The 20,422-nt window shown below is 51.0% G+C and carries 14 protein-coding genes; all 14 read left to right on the top strand.

What is annotated here, in order from left to right:
• Window positions 1-20: 20 nt before the first annotated feature.
• The 14 genes from AC1DF0_RS16595 (at window position 21) to AC1DF0_RS16530 (ending at window position 20,363) form a co-directional block, all read left to right on the top strand.
• Complete coding sequence (locus AC1DF0_RS16595) at window positions 21-1,385, top strand: ABC transporter substrate-binding protein (protein ID WP_477574666.1); 1,365 nt, start codon at window positions 21-23, stop codon at window positions 1,383-1,385.
• A 176-nt stretch (window positions 1,386-1,561) separates the two neighbouring features.
• The gene (locus AC1DF0_RS16590) at window positions 1,562-2,488 is read left to right on the top strand and encodes an ABC transporter permease (RefSeq protein WP_477574665.1); all 927 of its coding nucleotides are present in this window, start codon (window positions 1,562-1,564) and stop codon (window positions 2,486-2,488) included.
• 136 nt (window positions 2,489-2,624) lie between these two features.
• Window positions 2,625-3,509, top strand: a complete 885-nt coding sequence (locus AC1DF0_RS16585; RefSeq protein ID WP_442051254.1) for a carbohydrate ABC transporter permease — start codon at window positions 2,625-2,627, stop codon at window positions 3,507-3,509.
• Window positions 3,510-3,574: 65 nt separating this feature from the next.
• Window positions 3,575-5,125 (top strand): extracellular solute-binding protein, encoded by a 1,551-nt coding sequence (locus tag AC1DF0_RS16580; protein ID WP_477574664.1) that lies wholly within the window; start codon window positions 3,575-3,577, stop codon window positions 5,123-5,125.
• A gap of 866 nt (window positions 5,126-5,991) precedes the next feature.
• Complete coding sequence (locus AC1DF0_RS16575) at window positions 5,992-7,215, top strand: enolase C-terminal domain-like protein (protein WP_477574663.1); 1,224 nt, start codon at window positions 5,992-5,994, stop codon at window positions 7,213-7,215.
• Window positions 7,216-7,246: 31 nt separating this feature from the next.
• Window positions 7,247-8,095 carry an NAD-dependent epimerase/dehydratase family protein gene (locus AC1DF0_RS16570; protein WP_477574662.1) on the top strand — a complete coding sequence of 283 codons (849 nt, stop codon included), beginning with the start codon at window positions 7,247-7,249 and terminating at the stop codon, window positions 8,093-8,095.
• Window positions 8,096-8,317: 222 nt separating this feature from the next.
• Entirely contained in the window at window positions 8,318-9,448 is a 1,131-nt protein-coding gene (locus AC1DF0_RS16565; RefSeq protein ID WP_477574661.1) for an ABC transporter ATP-binding protein, read from the top strand.
• On the top strand, window positions 9,445-12,387 hold the full coding sequence (locus AC1DF0_RS16560) for an extracellular solute-binding protein (RefSeq protein WP_477574660.1): 2,943 nt from the start codon (window positions 9,445-9,447) through the stop codon (window positions 12,385-12,387). The genes AC1DF0_RS16565 and AC1DF0_RS16560 overlap by 4 nt, the downstream gene beginning before the upstream one ends.
• Window positions 12,388-12,392: 5 nt before the next feature.
• Window positions 12,393-13,364 (top strand): carbohydrate ABC transporter permease, encoded by a 972-nt coding sequence (locus AC1DF0_RS16555; protein ID WP_442049327.1) that lies wholly within the window; start codon window positions 12,393-12,395, stop codon window positions 13,362-13,364.
• Between the two features lie 4 nt (window positions 13,365-13,368).
• The gene (locus tag AC1DF0_RS16550; RefSeq protein WP_442049326.1) at window positions 13,369-14,226 is read left to right on the top strand and encodes a carbohydrate ABC transporter permease; all 858 of its coding nucleotides are present in this window, start codon (window positions 13,369-13,371) and stop codon (window positions 14,224-14,226) included.
• A gap of 27 nt (window positions 14,227-14,253) precedes the next feature.
• A complete protein-coding gene (locus tag AC1DF0_RS16545; protein WP_477574659.1) occupies window positions 14,254-16,269 on the top strand; it encodes a YIP1 family protein in 2,016 nt (671 codons plus the stop codon).
• The gene (locus AC1DF0_RS16540) at window positions 16,262-18,490 is read left to right on the top strand and encodes a DUF5696 domain-containing protein (RefSeq protein ID WP_477574658.1); all 2,229 of its coding nucleotides are present in this window, start codon (window positions 16,262-16,264) and stop codon (window positions 18,488-18,490) included. The genes AC1DF0_RS16545 and AC1DF0_RS16540 overlap by 8 nt, the downstream gene beginning before the upstream one ends.
• The gene (locus tag AC1DF0_RS16535) at window positions 18,490-19,383 is read left to right on the top strand and encodes a carbohydrate ABC transporter permease (RefSeq protein ID WP_477574657.1); all 894 of its coding nucleotides are present in this window, start codon (window positions 18,490-18,492) and stop codon (window positions 19,381-19,383) included. The genes AC1DF0_RS16540 and AC1DF0_RS16535 overlap by 1 nt, the downstream gene beginning before the upstream one ends.
• Window positions 19,380-20,363, top strand: coding sequence for a carbohydrate ABC transporter permease (locus tag AC1DF0_RS16530; RefSeq protein ID WP_477574656.1), 984 nt, complete (start codon window positions 19,380-19,382; stop codon window positions 20,361-20,363). The genes AC1DF0_RS16535 and AC1DF0_RS16530 overlap by 4 nt, the downstream gene beginning before the upstream one ends.
• The last annotated feature ends 59 nt before the right edge of the window (window positions 20,364-20,422 follow it).

Here is a 20,422-nt window from a genome sequence, read left to right as displayed (position 1 = left end):
ATTTCTAAGGAGGCATAGCCTTGAAAAGCAGACAATCAATTGCATATGCGAAGAGCATGCTGCTGCTTGCCATTCTCTCCATCACCCTTACCGCATGTACCTTAGAAGGATGGCCTGGCGTCGATGGCAAGAATGGACGCAAGCCCCCGGACGATCAGCAGACAGTAGAGAGGACACCGGTTGAATTGAAGCTATTAACCTGGTCGGACGAAACGTACCAGGAGCTTTATGACATGTTCAATCGCAAGTATCCATGGATAACAATAAAGCCGATTTATATTACGAATGGAGGAGACCCGGCAATCGTTGCGAAGATTCAGGAGCTGCAGGCCGCGGGAACGCCTGCCGACCTGACCTGGGTCGCTGGCGATTTGCTCCAATACGAGCAACAAGGATTGCTCGAGAATTTGAAGCCTTACATGGATGCGGACGCTTCCTTCCGGGAGAAGGAGCTTCCCGACGGATATTTCAATATGATGGCGTTCTCCGGCCGCAGACTTGCTGTACCGTTCGTCGATGTGCCGATGTGGATCGTCGTGAACAAAGATTTGCTTAAGAAGAACGGCGTTGAGATGCCGCCGAACAACTGGACGTTCGATGACTTCCGGGAAATCGCGAAGAAGGTGACAGACCCGGCAGCCGGTGAATACGGTCTAACGACGAGCGGAGAATTTGTTATGCGGCTGCTGCCGATGAAGTCTGCTGCGGACGGGCATGCTCCGAATTTGTCTTATATGAATGAGCGTCTCAATCAGAGTCTGCTGAACACGCCGGAAGTAATGGCTGACGTTCGTTGGCTGACGGAATTCGTTACCGTGGACGGCTCGATGCAATCGTGGGAGGAAGCGACTAAGCAAGGCGATGTGACGAGAGATTTCCTGAACGGCAAAACAGCATTCGAAGTCGGAGGGGACTGGCTGCTGCCGCGATTGCAGAAAAATGCGAAGTTTGAATGGGACATTCTCCCGTTTCCGCGCGGCAAGCTCAATCAGTATTCGTTCCATATCTATGGACCGCTTGCGCTGCTTAGTGGCTCGAAGCACAAGGACGAGGCGTACAAATGGATTAGCTTCCAGTTCGAGATGGAAGCGCAGAAGTGGAAGATGGAGAAGGGAGCCAACGCTTCCGTCCTGGATCCCGAGCTAACAGCTTATCTTGACAAAGTGCCGCTCTGGCAGGGCAAAAATCTCGAGGCGGTCAAGATGACGAAGGATAACGGCCTCGTTCTGCCTGGCGCAACGATACCATGGTTCTCGGAGTACGATTGGATCAACGTCATTAACGATATCGTTTTTGGCGGATCGGACCCGAATCGGGTCATCGCCTCGACCGATGCGTGGAATAAGAAAACGTTGGAGCTGCGGCAGCAGTGGAAGCAAAACTAAATGAAATACTGCTCAAATACAAGGCCGTTCTCACATGAGGACGGCCTTGTTAACGTCTTCGGAAGAGGAAAGGGACAGAGGATAAATCAATACTACAAAGTATAAGAATGGCTCATGGTATGCGAATTGCCTCTCAACTACAATAAAACTATCACATAAACGAAAGGAAACACGATATGAAAACAAATGGAGTCATTCGGGAACTGCTTAGAAATCGTACGTTGCTGCTTATGTTCTTGCCCGTAGCCGTACTCMTATTTCTATTCAACTACTTGCCGCTTGCCGGACTCGTAATCGCGTTCAAAGATTTCGATTTCCAGAAAGGCATTTTCGGCAGTGATTGGATGGACCCGCTCTTAAACAACTTTGATTATTTGTTCTCGTCCTCGACAGCTTTCCGGGCGATGAGGAACACTATATTGCTTAATGCGTTGTTCATCGCGGTAGGGCTTATATTCGAAGTAGGCTTCGCTTTGCTGCTCAACGAGGTTCGCAACAAATATTTCAAACGCGTTTCCCAGTCGCTCACCTTCCTGCCTTTCTTCATTTCTTGGATCGTCGTAGGCGTGTTCGCTTACAATCTGCTCGACTTCGAGAGCGGTGCGGTTAACCGGGTACTGGAGAGCATRGGCTTCTCGCCGATCGATTTCTACAGCGAAGCGGGATTATGGCCGCTCATCTTAACAATCGCGATTCGGTGGAAGATTACGGGTTATGGAACGATTATTTATCTGGCTGCACTGACATCGGTTGATAATTCGTATTACGAAGCGGCATCCATAGACGGCGCTACGAGATGGCAACAAATTCGGTACATTAGTATTCCGATGCTGCGGCCGACGATTATTATTTTGACGCTGCTCGCGGTGGGCAGAATTATGAATGCGGACTTCGGCATGTTCTATGCCATGGTCGGCGACGCTTCTCTCCTATTCCCGACAACGGATGTTATCGATACCTTCGTTTATCGGAGCTTGCGCAAATCCGGCGACATCGGCATGGCATCCGCGGCAGGCTTCCTGCAATCGCTCATTGCTTTCGTGCTCATCATCGGCAGCAATTATGCGGCTCGCAAAATCGACAAGGATTCCGCGATATTCTAACCATAATAGAATTTACAAATTTCCGAGTTAAACGAAATGACAAATTCTATTTGGCGATAAAAACAACATCTAAACGCGGTCGCTCATCTCGAATGGCTTCGATAGAGGCTTTTCTCACAGGAGGAGGAACAACATAATGGTAGCAAAAAAATTCTCGATCTCGCAAATGATGATCATTATTGTCATCTCCCTGTTCAGCTTGGCTTGTTTGTTCCCATTCATCATGGTTATATCAGGCTCGCTCAGCACGGAGAAAGACATCATGGATTACGGTTACACGCTTTGGCCGAAGACGTTTACTTTCGATTCGTACCGAATCCTGCTGCTTGGCTCCACCCGTATCATCGATGCTTACGGAGTCAGTATTCTCGTAACGGTAGCCGGAACGGTGTTGTCTCTGCTTGTAACGAGCATGGGCGCATACGTTATGGCAAGACGATCGTTCAAGTATAGAAATATTTTGTCCATTTACGTCATTATCACTATGCTTTTCAATGGCGGACTTGTTCCTTGGTACATCATCTGCGTTCGTTATTTGGATCTGAAGGATACGCTGTGGGCACTCATTCTGCCGATGTTGGCGAATGCGTTCAACATGTTCCTGATCCGCAACTTCATGATGTCGATCCCCGAGGATATGAACGAATCTGCGAAAATGGACGGAGCGGGCGAGTTCAAAATTTTTTACGCCCTCATCATGCCGCTTTCGCTGCCGGTACTTGCGACTGTCGGACTTTTCGTAGCGCTGAGCTATTGGAATGATTGGTTCCTCGGGCTCATGTTCGTCGACAAGCAAGAGCTGCAGCCGCTGCAGCTGCTCCTAAGGACGCTCGTATCGAACGTCGAGTTCCTGAAGAGCTCAAGCAACGCATCCGCGATGCAGCGTATCTCGGCGCAGATTCCTTCGGAGTCGATCAAGATGGCGCTCACGGTCATTACGATAGGGCCGATTATATTCCTGTATCCTTTCGTGCAGCGTTTCTTCGTGAAAGGCTTAATGGTAGGCGCAGTCAAAGGTTAATGATTTGAGGCTATACCGGCTTCGGCCGTGTAGTATATAATGACAAGCTAAAGGGAGAGGTCACGATGAAGAAAAGCATCAAGGGATTACCGTTACTGCTTGCCGTCATCATGCTGTTCAGCGTAATTCTAGCAGCATGCAGCGGAGGCAATGGCAACAATGAACCGGCCAATGGCGGCAAAGCTTCCAACAAGCCATCCGACGGCTCGAAGCAAGAGGAAGAAGTTACGCTTAAATTCTACTTCGGCGGCGATAAGAAAGCGGCTACGGACGAGGTTTGGGCTAAAGTCAGCGAATATGTCAAAGCCAAAGGCCTTAATGTCAAATTCGATATTAACTTCATTCCGTTCGGAGACTTCAAAGAAAAAATGCTCGTTATGGCCGCATCCGGCGATAGCTGGGACATGAACTTCGACGGCGACTGGCTGTCGTACAAGCAAATGGCGGCGAAAGGCTCCTATATGGCGCTGAACGACCTGCTGCCTGAGTTTGCGCCTAACTTGTACAAGAAGTATGAGGAACAAGGCACGCTTCAAGCGGCTACGGTAAACGGCGAAATCGTCGGCTTGCCTTGGACGATGAAGATGAACGAGCGTAAGTTMACGGGCTGGCGTTCTGATTTGACGGAAAAAGCTGGTCTTGATTATCCGAACGGCTCGGTCAAAACGATCGAAGACGTAGATAAATTGCTGCGCGATCTGAAGAAAGCTTATCCAAACGAAAGAATTTCCCGTACACCTCCGGTATCGCTTATTATGATCCGCGATGAGTGGGTTGATCTTAACTTCCACGGTCTCGGCTTCTATCTGAGCGACCCTAAAGTAACGGTTCAAGCTGTAGAGCAACAACCGTTCTACCTGGAAGCTGCTAAGCTGGCTAAAGTATGGTACGACGACAACCTGATTAACCGCGATGCGATGATCGACAAATCGGATGAAGCGGCAGAGTGGAGAAACGGCAAGAAACTGTTCACGGTTACTTCCCATGAGTGGGTAAGCGCTGACCCTGGCTTCTCCGATCCGGCATACAAAATGGAATCGTCCGAGCTTTACCCGGACAAACGCTTTATTAACCGTACAGCGCTTGCCAACGTAGTAGCGATCAACCGCAACTCCAAAAATCCAGAGCGCGTTCTACGCCTGTTGGATATGATCGAAACGGACAAAACGTTGTATGACCTTGTCCAATACGGTATCGAAGGCAAAACCTACGTATTGAACGGCGAGACAGCTGAATATCCGGAAGGCATGGAAACGACGACGAGCAACTACATGGAGTGGGGCGGCCAATGGGCGTTCTGGAAACCGCAATTCATGCGTCCGACTATGACTTACGGACCGGACTTCTGGGTGAAAGAGGCTGAATTCGCAAGCGAAGAACGTAACGTTAACTCTCCAATCGACGGCTTGTTCATTGCTGAAGATGCGATGAAGAACGAAATCGCGAAGCGTGATACAGCAAGCGACGAGCTGAACAGACCGATTGAGTTCGGTGTTGTGAAAGACGTTGAAAAAGCAGTATCCGAATATATCGAAACGCAAAAGAAAAACGGCCTTGATAAAATCATCGCTGAAACGCAAAAACAAATCGATGCATTCCTGGCATCCAAAAAATAAGCAGCACGCACCAATTGACGCTTGGATTGATAGCTACAATTTGATGCCTTAATACAAATGAATGAATAAACATGACTGCCCCTCTTAGTCCTAATCTATCGGACCTGGAGGGGCAGTCTTTATTTTTGCGCGCCTCGAAGCTCTCCGCACATTCCTGCCAATTCAGAACATAAGCCTTTCAACGCTTTAGCTAAGTCTCCCGTCTGCTCAGGAAGCCTGCATTTCAAACCTTTTAGCGCACTCTCCCATCAGCTCAGGACGTATAGCGTTTAACATGTATTGCTAACCTATCCACCACCTCAGCAAGCAAGTAGTTCAACGTTATTTGCTCACTCTCCGGTTATTTTTAAAGTCATATCTGAATCGTAACTGCTGTTGATTGTTTCATCAGCCCTGTTACCTGAGCTAGAGGGATAGTGAGCTAAAGCAGAAAAAGGCAGCAGTATCCTGACAGGTAGGCTGGGAGCAGCAATTAGCAGAATCTGATTGATAGTTATTTATAAGATGCTCGTTCAAAGGCTGTACGTTTTAGAAAGAGATTCGCAAATAATTAATACTAGATGTTATTTTCCTGAGTCATGGAGATAGTGAGCAAAAGAAGAAAAAAGCAACAGTACCTGTATGGATAGGCGGAAAGTTGTAATCAGTCGAATAGGATTGATAGAGACTTAAAATGATGCTCGAGCGATGAAGAGGGCTGTGCAATAAGAGATTGGAGATTCGCTATGATGCGAGTAGTTAAGGTGATATAAACGGTGGTGAGAAAAGAGGCCAATATTGGGATAGAAAGTTTAAGTATGTCTTATTTGGGTGCGGGCTCATTCGGCTTACACTATAGGGGACATACAAAAAAGGATGGTGCCGGCATGGCGAAAATAACGGGAATCCAATGCATTCGCACACGCAAAAACGGGACTTGGACAATCGTAAAGGTAATGACGGATCAGGATGGGCTTTACGGGCTGGGGTCAGCCTCGGATGTATATAATCCGGAAGCTGTTGTGCAAGTTATTGAGCAGTTGATGGCGCCACTGCTGATCGGCAAGGATGCCGCGAATATAGAAGACTTGTGGCAGACCATGTACATGAGCGGGTATTGGCGCAACGGCGCGCTTCTGCATACCGCCATAGGCGGGATCGACATGGCGCTGTGGGACATTAAGGGCAAGGAGGCAGGTCTGCCTGTCTACCAATTGCTCGGCGGAGCGAGCCGTGCGGCCGTTCCTTGCTATGGACATGCCGGGGGGCGGGATATTACCGAACTGAAAGAGGACGTGCATCGTTTCAAGGAGGAAGGGTATACGGTCATCCGTGTGCAAATGGGCGGTTACGGCGGTGGCGGCTTTATCGATCGCGACAAGGCGATCTTGCCGGATCATGCTTGGGGCAAGGGACCGGTATTCGACGAGCAAGCTTATTTGCATGCCATACCGTCCATGTTCGAACAGTTGCGGCTTGAGTTCGGTATGGGCGTACAGTTCACACATGACGTGCACGAGCATTTGTCGCCGATTAACGCGATTCAACTTGCGAAGCGGGTAGAGCCCTATAGTCTATTTTTCCTTGAGGATGCGTTAGCACCTGAACAGATTGGATGGTACCGCCAGTTGCGTCAACAAAGCGCCACTCCGCAAGCAGTCGGCGAGTTATTCGTCAATCCTCAGGAATGGACGCAGCTTGTGCAGGAGAGGCTCATTGACTTCATCCGTGTACGCGTCTCCAAGGCTGGAGGGATTAGCGCATGCCGCAAGATCGCGGCATTATGCGAAGCGTTCGGCGTTCGAACCGCATGGCAGGAAGGCGGGGAGAACGATCCTGTCAACCAAGCGGCAGCCGTCCATTTGGACATKGCGATCTGGAATTTCGGCATTCAGGAAGTGAATCATTTCAAGCAAGAAGAGCTGGATGCATTCGAAGGACATATCGTTCGAAAAGGCGGCTATTTATATCCATCCCAGAAGCCGGGGCTCGGTATCGAGCTTGATGAGCTTAAGGCACAGCTGCTCGTTGGGGACAATTGGAACAAAACAACTTATTTCAATCCATATCAGCTTGATCGCAAGGCAGACGGCACGCTTGTCCGTCCATAATGCCATGCGATACAACGGAGGTGCATAACAGATGAAGACGATTGCGGTAACGGGAGGCAGCGGCAAGCTCGGTACGGCTCTTATCAAGGAGCTGCAGCAGCAGGATTACAAAGTTGTTTCGCTTGATCATCAGCTATCCAAGGAGCTTAGATGCAAGCAGATTAAGGTTGATTTGAACGACTTCGGGCAAGTCGTAGCTGCTGTTCATGGTGCGGACGCAATCATCCACTTGGCGGCGATTCCCGCGCCAATTCTGCATCCGAATCCTTATATTTTCGCGAATAACACGGTAGCCGGCTATCATATCCTAGAGGCTGCTTCTATTCTAGGCATACGGAAGGTGGTTATGGGCTCTAGCGAATCATCATACGGCTTCGCGTGGGCACCGACGCCATTCTCGCCGGATTATTTTCCGATCGATGAAGAGCATCCGCAGCAGCCGCAGGAGTGTTATGGACTTTCCAAAGTCGTGAATGAAGTGACTGCCGCCATGTTCGACAGACGAAATGGCATGCAGGTTGTCTCGCTGCGCTTCTCTATGATTACGAAGCCGGAAGACTATAATCACTTATCGATTCGAAAACCTGAAGCATTCAAGCAAATCATGTGGAGCTATATTGATATTCGCGATGCGGTAAGCGCGTGTATCGCTTCCCTTCAAGTCGAAGATCGAGGGGCGATCAGCCTCAATATTACGAGCAATGATACGCTTAGCGATCGGCAGACGTCAGAGCTTCTGAAGTCGTTCTATCCCGAGGTATCCGTGTTGAAGAATGACCTTCCCGGACGAACTGCCGTCGTCAACAACAAGATGGCGCAAGAAGTATTGAATTGGCGTCCGCTTCATTCATGGGCCGATCATATAGTTGAGCAGGCTTAGCGCAATTAGAAAAATATGTGAAAGACCATCCGGTAGGATGGTCTTTTTGTTAACCATTTAACAAAGTATGACTTTAAATATAGCTTGTATAAAGCTTATGAAACGCTTACAAGATAATTTTTGACAAAAAAAGCATATATCCTCTCATATTTACTCGTGTAATGATCGGATAACATTAGAGGTAGTTTAGGGAAACATATTTGTTCTGAGAGGTGAGCATGGGTGGGAAGCATTACGTTTAGCCATGTCTATAAGCACTACAAAGGGGAACAGCGTCCGGCGGTCAACGATTTCCACCTTTCCATTGAGGAGGGGGAGTTCCTCGTACTGGTCGGTCCATCCGGCTGCGGCAAATCGACTACGCTTCGAATGCTGGCTGGCTTAGAGGAGATCACGGAGGGCGAGCTGTATATCGACGACAAATTCGTTAATTACTTATCGCCGAAGGATCGAGACATTGCGATGGTATTTCAGAATTATGCGCTCTACCCGAACTTATCGGTGTACGAGAATATCGCGCTTGGCCTTAAGCTTCGCAAGACAGCCAAGCATGACATTGAGCTTAAAGTGAACCGCGTAGCCAAAATTTTGGAAATATCGCATTTGCTCGATCGCAAGCCTAGTCAGTTGTCTGGCGGTCAGAAACAGCGTGTTGCGCTGGGGCGTGCGATCGCGAGGGAGCCGCAGGTATTCCTGATGGATGAACCGCTGTCCAATCTTGACGCCAAGCTAAGGGCGCAGACGCGCGCGGAACTAATCAAGCTGCAGAGCGATTTGAAACGAACGACGGTATATGTGACGCATGACCAGGTCGAAGCGATGACGATGGGTACGCGGATCGTAGTCATGAAGGACGGCGTTATCCAGCAAGTAGCGCCGCCAAGGCAACTCTATGATGAACCAGCCAATCTGTTCGTTGCCGGATTCATTGGCTCGCCGCAGATGAATTTCCTGGAAGGAAGCATCGTTCGCCAGAATGGCGTTTATTACTTCTTGAACAAGCGGATTAAGTTCCGAATTCCAGAGAAATATTATGGGCAATTCAATGCGAAACCCGGCACGCTTCGTAATTGCGTTCTCGGTGTTCGCCCGGAGCATGTGCAGCTTGGACCTGATAAAGACGAGTTTCCTGAGGACGAATATGTGCGCGGCGTTGTTGAGATGACTGAGGTCACAGGCGCCGATTCTTATGTGTACGTCAAGATCGGGGAGAAAACGGTAATCGGCCGGACGGAGCCTGAGATTGACTACGAGAAGGAAGAGAAGCTGCTCGTAAGCTTCAACATGAACAAGATCCACTTCTTCGACGAGCAGTCCGGCGAGTCACTTGCAGCCGGGGGAGATGAAGGATGATTCGGTTTAAATCGAAGAAATGGCTGGGCAGAGGATTTCGAATTTTGTTAGCGGTTGCATTGATTGTCGTCGCTGTCCGCTGGGTATCCGGCAGCGAACCGACCTTGTACGCGACTACCGTTACCGCCGAGCAGATGCTTTCGTTCGAGAGCAAGCCGGGTGAAATGCCCTACGCGAAACTGATGTTGGAATACCCGGAAGCTTTCGAGTCCGCAGAACAGTTGCAAGCGATTCCAATAACGCCCGCTGATTATGAATCTGCCTCTGAGGAGTCCGTTCTGGGGTCGGATGGAGGCAATGGACTCGTTTGGGAGAACGAGCTTGGCTGGGTCGAATGGAGCTTCGAGGCGCCGCAGGATGGCTGGTACGAGCTGCACTTCGATTACAAAGCGCTTGAAGGAGGAAATGCCTCCGTCGTGCGAGGGGTTCAAATCGACGGAAGCTATCCTTTCGCGGAATCCAGCAGGATTGAGCTTGAACGGTTATGGAAGGATGCGAAGTATCCATATGATCGCAACGAAATCGGTCAACAAATCCGGCCGGGACAGGTAGAGCTGACAGATTGGAACAAGGCAGCCGCATCCGTATATTCCGCTTCTTCCGAGCCTTTGCTCTATAAGCTGGAGCAAGGCGAGCATAAGTTAAAGCTCATTGGAATTAGGGAGGGAGTCACGCTGCGCGGGATTTCGTTCGAGTCGAAGTCGACAATCCCAACCTATGAGGAATACAAAAGCTCTTTAACCGAATCGAAGCCGCAGTCCGAATGGTTCGAGCTCGTCGAGGCTGAACAATTCCAGCGTAAATCCAGCTTGGCTATTCAGACAGACTTTTGGTCTGAGCCTCATATATCGCCAGATCCGAAAGGGCGCATCACCTACAACGTGCTCGGCGGACAGCGATGGAGGCAGCCTGGCGAGTGGGTCGAATGGCAGATCGAAGTGCCGGAGAGCGGCTTGTATGAGCTTGATGTAAAAGCGTTCCAAAACTACCGGAACGGGTTCGAGGCCTATCGCACGATAACGATCGACGGCGAAGTGCCGTTCAAGGAAATGCTGCACTACGGCATTCCGACACGCAAGGAATTCGAGATCGTGACGCTTTCCGATCAAGCGGGGGAGCCTTATAAGTTCCACCTGGAGAAGGGTACGCACACGCTGCGCATGACGGCAGACTCTTCGCTGGTCCAACCAGTCTATCTGGCGTTGACGGATACGCTGAACCAATTGGCCTTATACGATCGCCAAATTAGGCTGTTGACGGGCAATTACAGCAAGTCGGCGTTCGATGCGAATATCGACTCGACGCGAACTTGGGATATGAAGAAGCTAGATCCGGAGGTCGAGCAGAAGATTAACGGCTTCGTTAACCGCTTCGCCGATATCCGCAACTATATTAACGGTTTGAACAAAAAGGATTCCGATCTGTCCGAAGCGATCAAGAGCTCGGTGCATTTGCTCGAGGTGATGCTGGAGGACGTGAACGAGGTTCCGAACAAAATAAATGATTTCTCGACGATTCAGAACAATATCGGAGCTTGGCTAGCTACGCTGACGCATCAGCAATTGTTGGTGGATTATATCGTGGTGCGGACGCCGGAAGCGGAAACAGGGCTGAAAACGGCGAGCGCGATGTCGCGTATCCCTTATTCCGTAGCCGACTTCGGCCGAACGTTCTACCTGGATTACGATACGCGCAAGCATAACCGCGACGGGGCGCTTACTGTATGGGTGCAACGCGGACGCGATTACGTGGAGCTTCTACGCGAGATGGTCGACCAAGACTTTACGCCAAGAACGGGCATTCAGGTCAACATTAACCTAATGCCGAATCCGAACCAGCTTATACTGGGCAACGCCGCTGGCGATGTGCCGGACGTTGCGCTCGGTCTAGGCGAATCGATGCCTGCCGATTATGCAATGCGAGGAGCGGTCGAGGACTTGTCCTCTTATCCGGGCTTCGAGGAAGTACAAGATCGATTCATTCCTGGCGTAAACCGATCGATGTACTACGACGGCGGCGTCTATGGACTGCCGGAGGTGCAGAACTTCCAGGTGCTGTTCTACCGCACCGATGTTTTGGAAGGGCTTGGACTTCAAGTGCCGGATACATGGGATGACGTATTCGATATGCTGCCGACGCTTCAAGAGAACGGGATGACCATGAACTTCCCGAAAGGCGATTTCTCAACGCTCTTCTTCCAGAACAACGCGGAAGTATATTCGCCGGATGGCCTAAAAGGAAATCTCGATAGCGAAGCGGGCCAAGCGGCCTTCAAGCGCTGGACGGAGCTGTACAAGAAATACAATCTTCCGATCGATGTTCCTGCATTCTTCCAGCATTTCCGCGACGGCGACATTCCGATCGGCGTTGCCGACTTCAACACTTACGTGCAGCTTCTCGTAGCTGCGCCGGAAATTACCGGCCACTGGAAGATCGCTCCGTTGCCTGGCATGAAGCAAGCCAGCGGCGAAGTGGCAAGATGGTCGCCGCAAGGCATCTCGGCGGCGATGATGATGGAGAAGAGCGATAAGAAAGACGAGGCGTGGCAGTTCATGCAATGGTGGACGTCCGCAGAGGTACAGTCGCAATACGCGAAGGACATCGAATCGTTCTATGGTATCGAATTCAGATGGAATACGGCCAACGTCGATGCGATGAAGTCGCTCTCCTGGCCATCCGATGATCTGAAGGCGCTTCGCGAGCAGGCGCGCTGGGCGAAAAATATGCCGTACGTGCCCGGATACTACTTCCTCAGCAGGGAAATGGAATTCGCTTGGAACCGCACGGTAATGGAGGGCATACCTGCTCAGGAATCGCTTGAACAGGCGCAGCTCTCGCTGCAAAGGGAGATGAACCGGAGACAAGGTAACTTCGGCATTAAAGCCGGAGATGATCTCGGCATCCCGCAAATCAATCAACCTTACGAATGGGAGGAATAGCACAGATGAATACAGAGCTTACTCCCGGAATAGCAAGGCCAAAGGCTCGACCGGCGATTGGGGCGAAGCTGACTCGCTTCCTGCGCGATATCAAGCGCGACGCGTTCTGCTATTTGTTCCTCGCGCCGTTCCTGATCTGCTTCCTGCTCTTCATCGTTGTGCCGGTCGTCATGGCCGCGACGCTTGGGTTCACGTCGTACGACGGATTTCAGAAGCTGCATTTTATCGGGATCGACAACTATATTAGCTTGTTCACGCAAGATATTATTTTTCTGACCAAAGCGATACCGAATACGTTCCTGTTCGCGCTTATTGTGGGCCCAGGCGGATATGTGCTTTCCTTCCTATTCGCCTGGCTGATCCATCAACTGCCGATCAAGATCAGGGACTATTACACGCTGGCGTTCTATGCGCCTTCGATGGCGGGCGGTGTTGCGCTGTCCGTCGTATGGATCGCGGCGTTCAGCGGCGACCGCGTCGGCTACGTGAACAACTTCCTGCTCGGCATGGGCTGGATCGACAGTCCGGTCATTTGGCTTCAAGATCCGAAGTATTTGCTTAACATTATGATCATCGTATCGCTTTGGGTCAGCTTCAGTGTAGGCTTCCTCGCCATGTTGGCAGGTCTTCAGACCGTCAATCGCGAGCTTTACGAGGCAGGCCGCATCGACGGCATATCGAATCGCCTTCAAGAAGTGTTCTATATTACGGTGCCTTCGATGAAGCCGCAGATGCTGTTCAGCGCCGTGATGTCGATTGTCGGCACGCTAAAGGCAGGCAGCATATCGACGCAATTGACGGGCTTGCCGATCACGCCTTCCTATTCGGGACATTTAATCATTAACCATATCGACGATTACGCTTTTATCCGTTTCGAGCTCGGCTATGCTTCGGCAGTCTCGGTCATGCTGCTGCTTATCAGCTACTTCGCCATGAGATTTGCCTATCGGCTGTTCGGATCCAAGGAGGAGCTGTAAAACCATGATTCGAAAACTTCGCAGCGTGACGCCGTTTCAAGTAGCGCTCGTCACTTTCTTCACCGCGCTGGCCGCGTTCATGTCGCTGCCGATTATTTTCATACTGAACCATGCGTTCAAGCCGCAGAATGAGCTGTTCTTGTTTCCGCCGAGGTTTCTCGTGCAGAATCCAACCATTCGCAACTTCGAATCACTCATTCTGCATGCATCGAACGCGACTGTGCCGTTCACGAGATATTTGTTCAACAGCATTATCGTAGCCGGATTAACGCTTGCATGCGTAATTATCGTCAGCACGATGGCTGGTTACGTCCTTGCGAAATATCAGTTCCATTTCAAGGGACTCATCTTATCGCTCATTACGCTGTCTCTGATGTTCGCGCCGGAGACGGTCGGCATTCCGAGGTATCTCATCATTAGCGGTATCGGCATCAACAACACGTATTTCGGGCATATATTGCCCGCGCTTGCCTCACCGATTGCTGTCTTCATGCTCGTTGGCTTCATCTCGCAAATTCCTAGCGAGCTGCTCGAGGCGGCGAAGATCGACGGAGCAAGCCACTTCGGGATCTTCACGAAAATGGTGCTCCCGCTGTCTGTACCCGCGATCGCCACAATCTCGATCTTCACGTTCCAAGGCGTATGGGGAGACGTCGAGACTTCGACGCTGTTCATGCAGGACGAGACGATGCGAACGCTGCCTTTCTATGTGAACAGTCTGCTCAGCGGGCTTCAGAACAGTGTCGCCGGGCAGAATATGGCAGCCGCAGCAGGCTTGCTCATGTTCGTGCCCAACCTCATCATCTTCCTGCTCTTCCAGCGGAGGGTGCTCGAGACGATGGTTCATTCCGGCATTAAGTAATTCAAATCAGCAAAGGAAGTCGAAACGATGAAGAAATTGTTATTGTTGTTGCTTCTAGCGGCGACCTCCATGCTCGCCGTTCCGGAAGCGATCCACGCGGAGTTGCCGTACCGAACGTTCTACTACGACAGCAATCAAGCGACATTCCTCCGTATTCAGCCGATCTATACGCCGGCAGATATGGACAGCGCGAGGTTCGCCGAGCCAGTCGACTTGCATGTCGGTGCGGACGACAACGTATACGTCATGGACAAAGGGGCGAATCGGGTTGTCGTCCTTGATCCTGAAGGAACGGTTCTGCGAACGATCGGCGCAGATGAGGGAGAGAGCATGCTTAGCGCGCCTGAAGGCCTGTTCGTTACGCCTGAAGGGATAATCTATGTCGCAGACTCTGGCAATCAACGGATTGTCGTGTTCGACAACGAAGGCAACTTTCTCCGTGATTATAAGAAACCCGAGTCCACTTACATGGAGACCGGTCATTTCGTACCGACGAAGATCGTTGTCGACCGCCGGGGCGTCATGTACATCAACCTGAATTCATCCTACGACGGATTGCTTCGCATGAATCAGGACGGGGAGTTCATGGGTTTCTTCGGTGCTAATAAAGCGCAGCAGACGGTGCTGAACTGGCTGAAGAAGCTGATTCTGAACAAGGAGCAGCTGCTCAAAGAAACAGCTAATCTCCCGCGGCCGATTACGAATGTCGCCCTCGACCAGGACGGCTTCATATTCACGGCTACATCGGGCGGATTCGGCCAAGGGGCCATACGCAAGCTGAATGCCGGCGGCGTCGACGCGCTCAAGAACAAGACGCTGGTGAACGGTCACGGTATCGTGGACGTGGCAAGCGATACGGACGGCTTCCTGTATAACGTCGATATGGAATCCGGACGGGTCAATATATACGATCAGAACGGCGAGGCGTTGTTCGCGTTCGGCTATATCGACAACGAGACGCAGCAATACGGCGTGTTAGGCTTTCCAACATCTATCGGCGTTGATTCCAAGAAAGATATATGGATAGCAGACAGCCGGACAGGAACGATCCATAAGTTCGAGCTTACCGAGTTTGGCGGCGACGTTATGAATGCGCTTACGCTGTATCTTGCCGGAAAGTACGAGGAAAGCAAGCCGTACTGGGATAAAGTATACGCTCGCAATGACATGTACAACGGCACGTTCCAAGGACTCGGTAAAGTGTATCTGCACGAGAACAACAACGAAGAGGCGCTCTCTTTCCTGAAGACGGCTTTCGACACGAAGGGTTATTCCAAAGCGTTCTGGCAAGTAAGGCTGAACTGGCTGCAAAATAACTTCTTAATGCTCGCTGCATGCATCATCATCGCATTTTTGCTCATTCGGTACGTGCCGCGCTTGGTACGCAGACAGTTGAAGCGTCACCCGTTGCCGGCATCATGGGATCGTCCAATCAGCGATTTGCGATTGTTATGGTATGTAATGCTTCATCCGTACCACGGGTTCTACAAGCTGAAGGAGGCTCGCGTATCCTCCTGGATACTCATTCTTATATTGGCCGCGACGATTGGAATGAAGCTGCTATCGCTTTATTTCACCGGATTTCTATTCAATCCGATCGAGACTTCGCAGATTAATCTAGTCAGCAGTCTCGGGTTGTTCGTTGTACCGTGGATCACTTGGATAATCGCCAATTATCTCGTGTGCAGCGTGAAGGACGGGGAAGGAAAGTTCAGGGAGGTTATTCAGGGCAGCACGTACGCGCTCGCACCTTACTTGTTCTTCTCGGTGCCGCTTCTGCTGTTGTCGAATCTCGTGACGCTCGACGAGAGAGTGCTCGTCGATTCGATTAATTCGCTGATGTTCATCTGGATCGGCGTCATGCTTATCGTGATGACGCAGGTAATTCACAACTTCGACTTCTTGGAATCGCTGAAGAACATTGCGATTACGGTGTTCACGATCGGTACGATCTGGCTCTTCGCCTTCCTCGTCTTCGGTCTATCTTACAACTTATACGATTTCTTCTATCAGCTTTACAAGGAGGTCACTTTCTATGGTTGAGTTCATCAAGGGAACGTCCCTCCGCGTAAAGCTGACAACCATCGCTTTGCTTGCGCTAGTTATCATCGTGCTCTCGGTCGTTCTGCAAGGAGAGGATCTGACGCCTGCCAAAGCAATGGAACTCGCGGGTATCGAGACTCACCAGTCGGAGACGGCTGAGCTCTATACGGGAACGCCGTGGAAGCCGGAGACGGGAGCCGATGGTTACGCCGAGGCGCTAAGCAACGAGAAGTTCACTCTTTACGTCGATCCGGCCAACACGCAGATTGCGCTGGTCGACAACCGAACCGGTTATCGCTGGCGAAGCAATCCGAGCGAGGAGGAGCTTGCAGCCGAGACGGTTAAGGGCGTGCTGCTCGCGAATCTGAAGTCGCCTTTCGTTCTAACTTACGTGAGAACGCAAGGCAAGGATCAGACGATCAGAGAAATGCTGAACGCAAATGATCCAAAGATGGTGAAGGAGTTAATTCGAACGGATAAAGGTTTGCAAGTCTCTTATYCCTTCCCTGACAAGAAGCTCGGAGTGTCGTTTCAATACGAGCTTACCGACAAAGGGCTGCAGGTTCGCATCCCGACGAAAGGGATCAAGGAGGAAGGCGATTTCAAAATGTTCTCCCTCGACTTGCTGCCTTACTTCGGAGCGGCAGCGGCCGGAGAGGACGGTTACATCTTCGTACCGGACGGTCCGGGCGGCTTGATCCGCTTCGAAAGCGAACGGCCGGGCGTATCGAGAGGTTATATTCATCAGGTGTACGGTCTCGAGCTGACGAATACGGGCAACTGGAGCCGTTCCGGCGAATGGCGGGAAAATATCGCCTATCCGGTATTCGGCATGAAGCGAGGCGACAACGCTTTCGTCGCGGTGCTTAGAGAAGGCGGTGACTCTGCCGATATCGCCGCGCTGCCGCCGGGGCTGAAGTCCACGACGTACAACGTGTTCGCTAGCCAAATCTATCGCGAGGAATACTTGTACCGGATGAGCAGACTGGCTGCCCCGATCAAGGCGATCCAGAAGCAGCGGCTCGATACCGACMGCGTGCTGGAGTACCGTTTCCTGAACGGAGACGACGCCGATTATGTCGGGATGGCGACCTCCTATCGCGATTACCTGACGGAAACGGAGCAGTTAAAGGAGCAGCTGAAGCCTGTCGATCATACGCCGCTTTATTTGAAAATCATGGGCGGCAATTATACGGAAGCGTATAACCAAATCAAGTATGTGACTGCAACGACCTTCCCTCAAGCGACCGAAATTGTTAATGCTTTGCGGAAGCGTGGAGTCGAAAGCATGAACGTCATTTATTACGGTTGGCAAAATCAAGGCGATTACGATTTGTACGATCGTTTCCCGATCGAGAAGTCGCTCGGCGGCGAGGCGGAGGCGAAGAAGTTCGTTTCCAGCATGAAGCAGCAAGGCAACGACGTTCTATTCGAGGATGACATGGTATGGATCGATTCGGATAATTCCAATTTGTCTGGCAAGAAGAACGGCATTCGCAGCATCGACGAAACGGTATTTCTCGATGAGGGCTGGTTCATAAGCAAACCGGCGCGCACGGTTGCGATGGCTTACGAGACAATCGATAAGCTGAAGGATATCGGCATTTCCGGCATTCTGTACAACTGGGTCGGCGAAATGGTGTTCCACGATTACGATCCCGACGGCATAATGACCCGCAAAGACACGATGGACGTGTATAGCGGCATGCTGGATTACACCCGGCAGATGCTTGGAAAGTCCAGCGTCTATCGCGGCAATGATTACGTCATCGGCCACACGGACTTTATTGCGAATTTGCCGCATGAATCAAGCTATGACTTCTTGGTCGATCAGACGGTACCGTTCTATCAGATCGCTCTGCATGGCTACGTCGCTTATTCATTCGGAGACGGCAACCTGCGCGGTGAAGTGGAGGATGAGTTCCTCAAAGCGATTGAGTACGGAGCAGTGCCTTCCTTCTACCTGACTTACGATGAGTCGAGGAAGCTGAAATACACAAACTCAGGTTTCTTGTTCAGCAGTCAATATTCGAAGTGGACCGATCGCATTGAGAAAGAATATAAGGCATTCGACTCGTTGGCCAGTCTGCACTCGCAACGAATCGTCGATCATGAGCAGTTGTCCAAAGACCGGTTCGCTACCGTGTACGAGGATGGTACGCGCGTAATCGTCGATTATAGCAGCAAGACGTTCGAAGTTGAGAAAGGAGCTGGCGCATAGTGCAACCGAAAGCAAAAATACGCGCAGAGCGCCTCTATCACTGGAAACGTTACGGCACTGGCTTCCTGTTCATGCTTCCGTGGATTATCGGCTTTGCCATATTCGTACTGATCCCGATCAGTTGGTCGCTGTTCATGAGCTTTAATAAGGTGCAAGTTGCGGTAGGCKGCTTCCGATACGAATGGCTCGGCATGCAAAACTATCGCGATGCGTTTCTGAAGGATAATATTTTCCCGATTGAGCTGATCACCTACTTCCAGGAAATGCTGCTGATGGTGCCGATTATCGTCATCTTCGCTCTTCTGATCTCGCTTATGCTGAATCAGCGGTTTCCCGGACGCTTCCTGTACCGCGCGTTGTTCTTCCTTCCGGTTATCTTCGCAACCGGGCAGGTGCTGAACGAGCTGTTCGTGCAGGGCGCCGGCGACATCCCGTTCCTGGAGCAGTACAACCTGCAGCCGCTTGTGGAGGAGTACGTCGGCAAGCAGTTCGGCGAGACCGTCATGGAAGTGCTTGGACGGGCGATTCTCATTCTATGGTATTCAGGCGTGCAAATTCTGATCTTCATCGCCGGGTTCCAAACCATCTCTCCTACGATCTATGAAGCGGTCCGCATCGACGGAGCATCACCGTGGGACAGTTTCTGGAAAATTACGCTGCCGGCATGCGTGCCTTTCATCAGCCTTAATGTGCTTTACACGATCATTGACCTGTTCACGTTCCCGCTTAATCCKGTTCTTGAGCATATCAGGGAGAACATGTTCAAGGTCGATACGGGCTACGGCTACGCCAGCGCGCTCGCCTGGATCTATTTCGCCTTCATCTTCCTGCTGATCGCCATCGTGCTGTGGATGTTCAACCGGAGCATGAAGACAAGGAGGATGCATTCATGATTACTGCGATGAAAACCGAGCTGGAGAAGCTGAACGGGCGAGTACGCGGCATCTTCTGGAGCCGCAGGGCGCAGAAAACGAAGATGCTGGTTCTCGGCAGAAGCGTATCGGACGGCTTGCTAGCCAAGCTCATCATCTACATGCTGCTCTCGATCGTCGCTTACCTGTACTTGCAGCCGATTCTGTATATGGTAAGCACGATGTTCAAGACGGTCAGCGACCTGCTTGACCCGACCGTGAAATGGATTCCGCGCGATATGACGTGGGAGAACATTACGAAAGCGTACAAGGGCTTGCAGTATCCGGAAGCGCTGCGGAATACTTCAATAATTGCGCTTAGCTGCTCGCTTGTACAGGTCATTATTTGCGCGATGACCGGTTATGCGCTCGCAAGGCTGGCGCTACCGTTCAAGTGGCTCTTCATGGCGCTGATCATATTGACGTTTTTGATTCCGCCGCAGGTCATCATTATTCCGTTATACGTTATTTTCAGCAAGCTGGGGCTTCTGAACACGCTCTTCGTGTTCCTAATCCCCGCCATATTCGGGCAAGGGCTGAAGGGAGCGCTCTTCATTCTCATCTTCCTGCAGTTCTTTAAGTCGCAGCCGGCAAGTCTAGAGGAGGCGGCTAAGCTCGACGGCGCATCGACGACGAGATTGTTCTTCGGCATTATGCTGMCGCTGGCGAGATCAGCATGCTTGGTTGTGTTCCTGTTCTCCTTTATCTGGTATTGGAACATGTACTACGAGCCGTCCATGTTTTTGGCTAAGGGTTTCACGCCGCTCTCTATCAGACTCAATATGCTTGAGGAAGTGCTGAATCCGGCGCTGCTCGGCAACACGTTCACGATCACCAATCCGATTACGGAAGGAACGAAAATGGCCGCCGCATTTATGATCATTTTGCCGCCGATCGTTATCTTCATGTTCCTGCAGCGCTGGTTCGTAAGCGGTATTGAAAGAACGGGGATCGTGGAATAGTCCATTAACTTGCTGCCAATCTGACTCACCGAGAGGGGTGATGCTCCAGGATCGTTTTC

Source organism: Paenibacillus sp. 05T425 (assembly GCF_056396205.1).
The sequence above is the reverse complement of the archived record's forward strand: the minus strand, read 5'-3'. Positions and strand labels throughout refer to the sequence as shown.

What these genes read in the sequence shown, in the direction of transcription:
- AC1DF0_RS16555 (WP_442049327.1), top strand. Translation starts at nt 12,393, where the DNA reads ATGAATACAGAGCTTACTCCCGGAATAGCAAGGCCAAAGGCTCGACCG.
- AC1DF0_RS16585 (WP_442051254.1), top strand. Translation starts at nt 2,625, where the DNA reads ATGGTAGCAAAAAAATTCTCGATCTCGCAAATGATGATCATTATTGTC.
- AC1DF0_RS16570 (WP_477574662.1), top strand. Translation starts at nt 7,247, where the DNA reads ATGAAGACGATTGCGGTAACGGGAGGCAGCGGCAAGCTCGGTACGGCT.
- AC1DF0_RS16545 (WP_477574659.1), top strand. Translation starts at nt 14,254, where the DNA reads ATGAAGAAATTGTTATTGTTGTTGCTTCTAGCGGCGACCTCCATGCTC.
- AC1DF0_RS16560 (WP_477574660.1), top strand. Translation starts at nt 9,445, where the DNA reads ATGATTCGGTTTAAATCGAAGAAATGGCTGGGCAGAGGATTTCGAATT.
- AC1DF0_RS16550 (WP_442049326.1), top strand. Translation starts at nt 13,369, where the DNA reads ATGATTCGAAAACTTCGCAGCGTGACGCCGTTTCAAGTAGCGCTCGTC.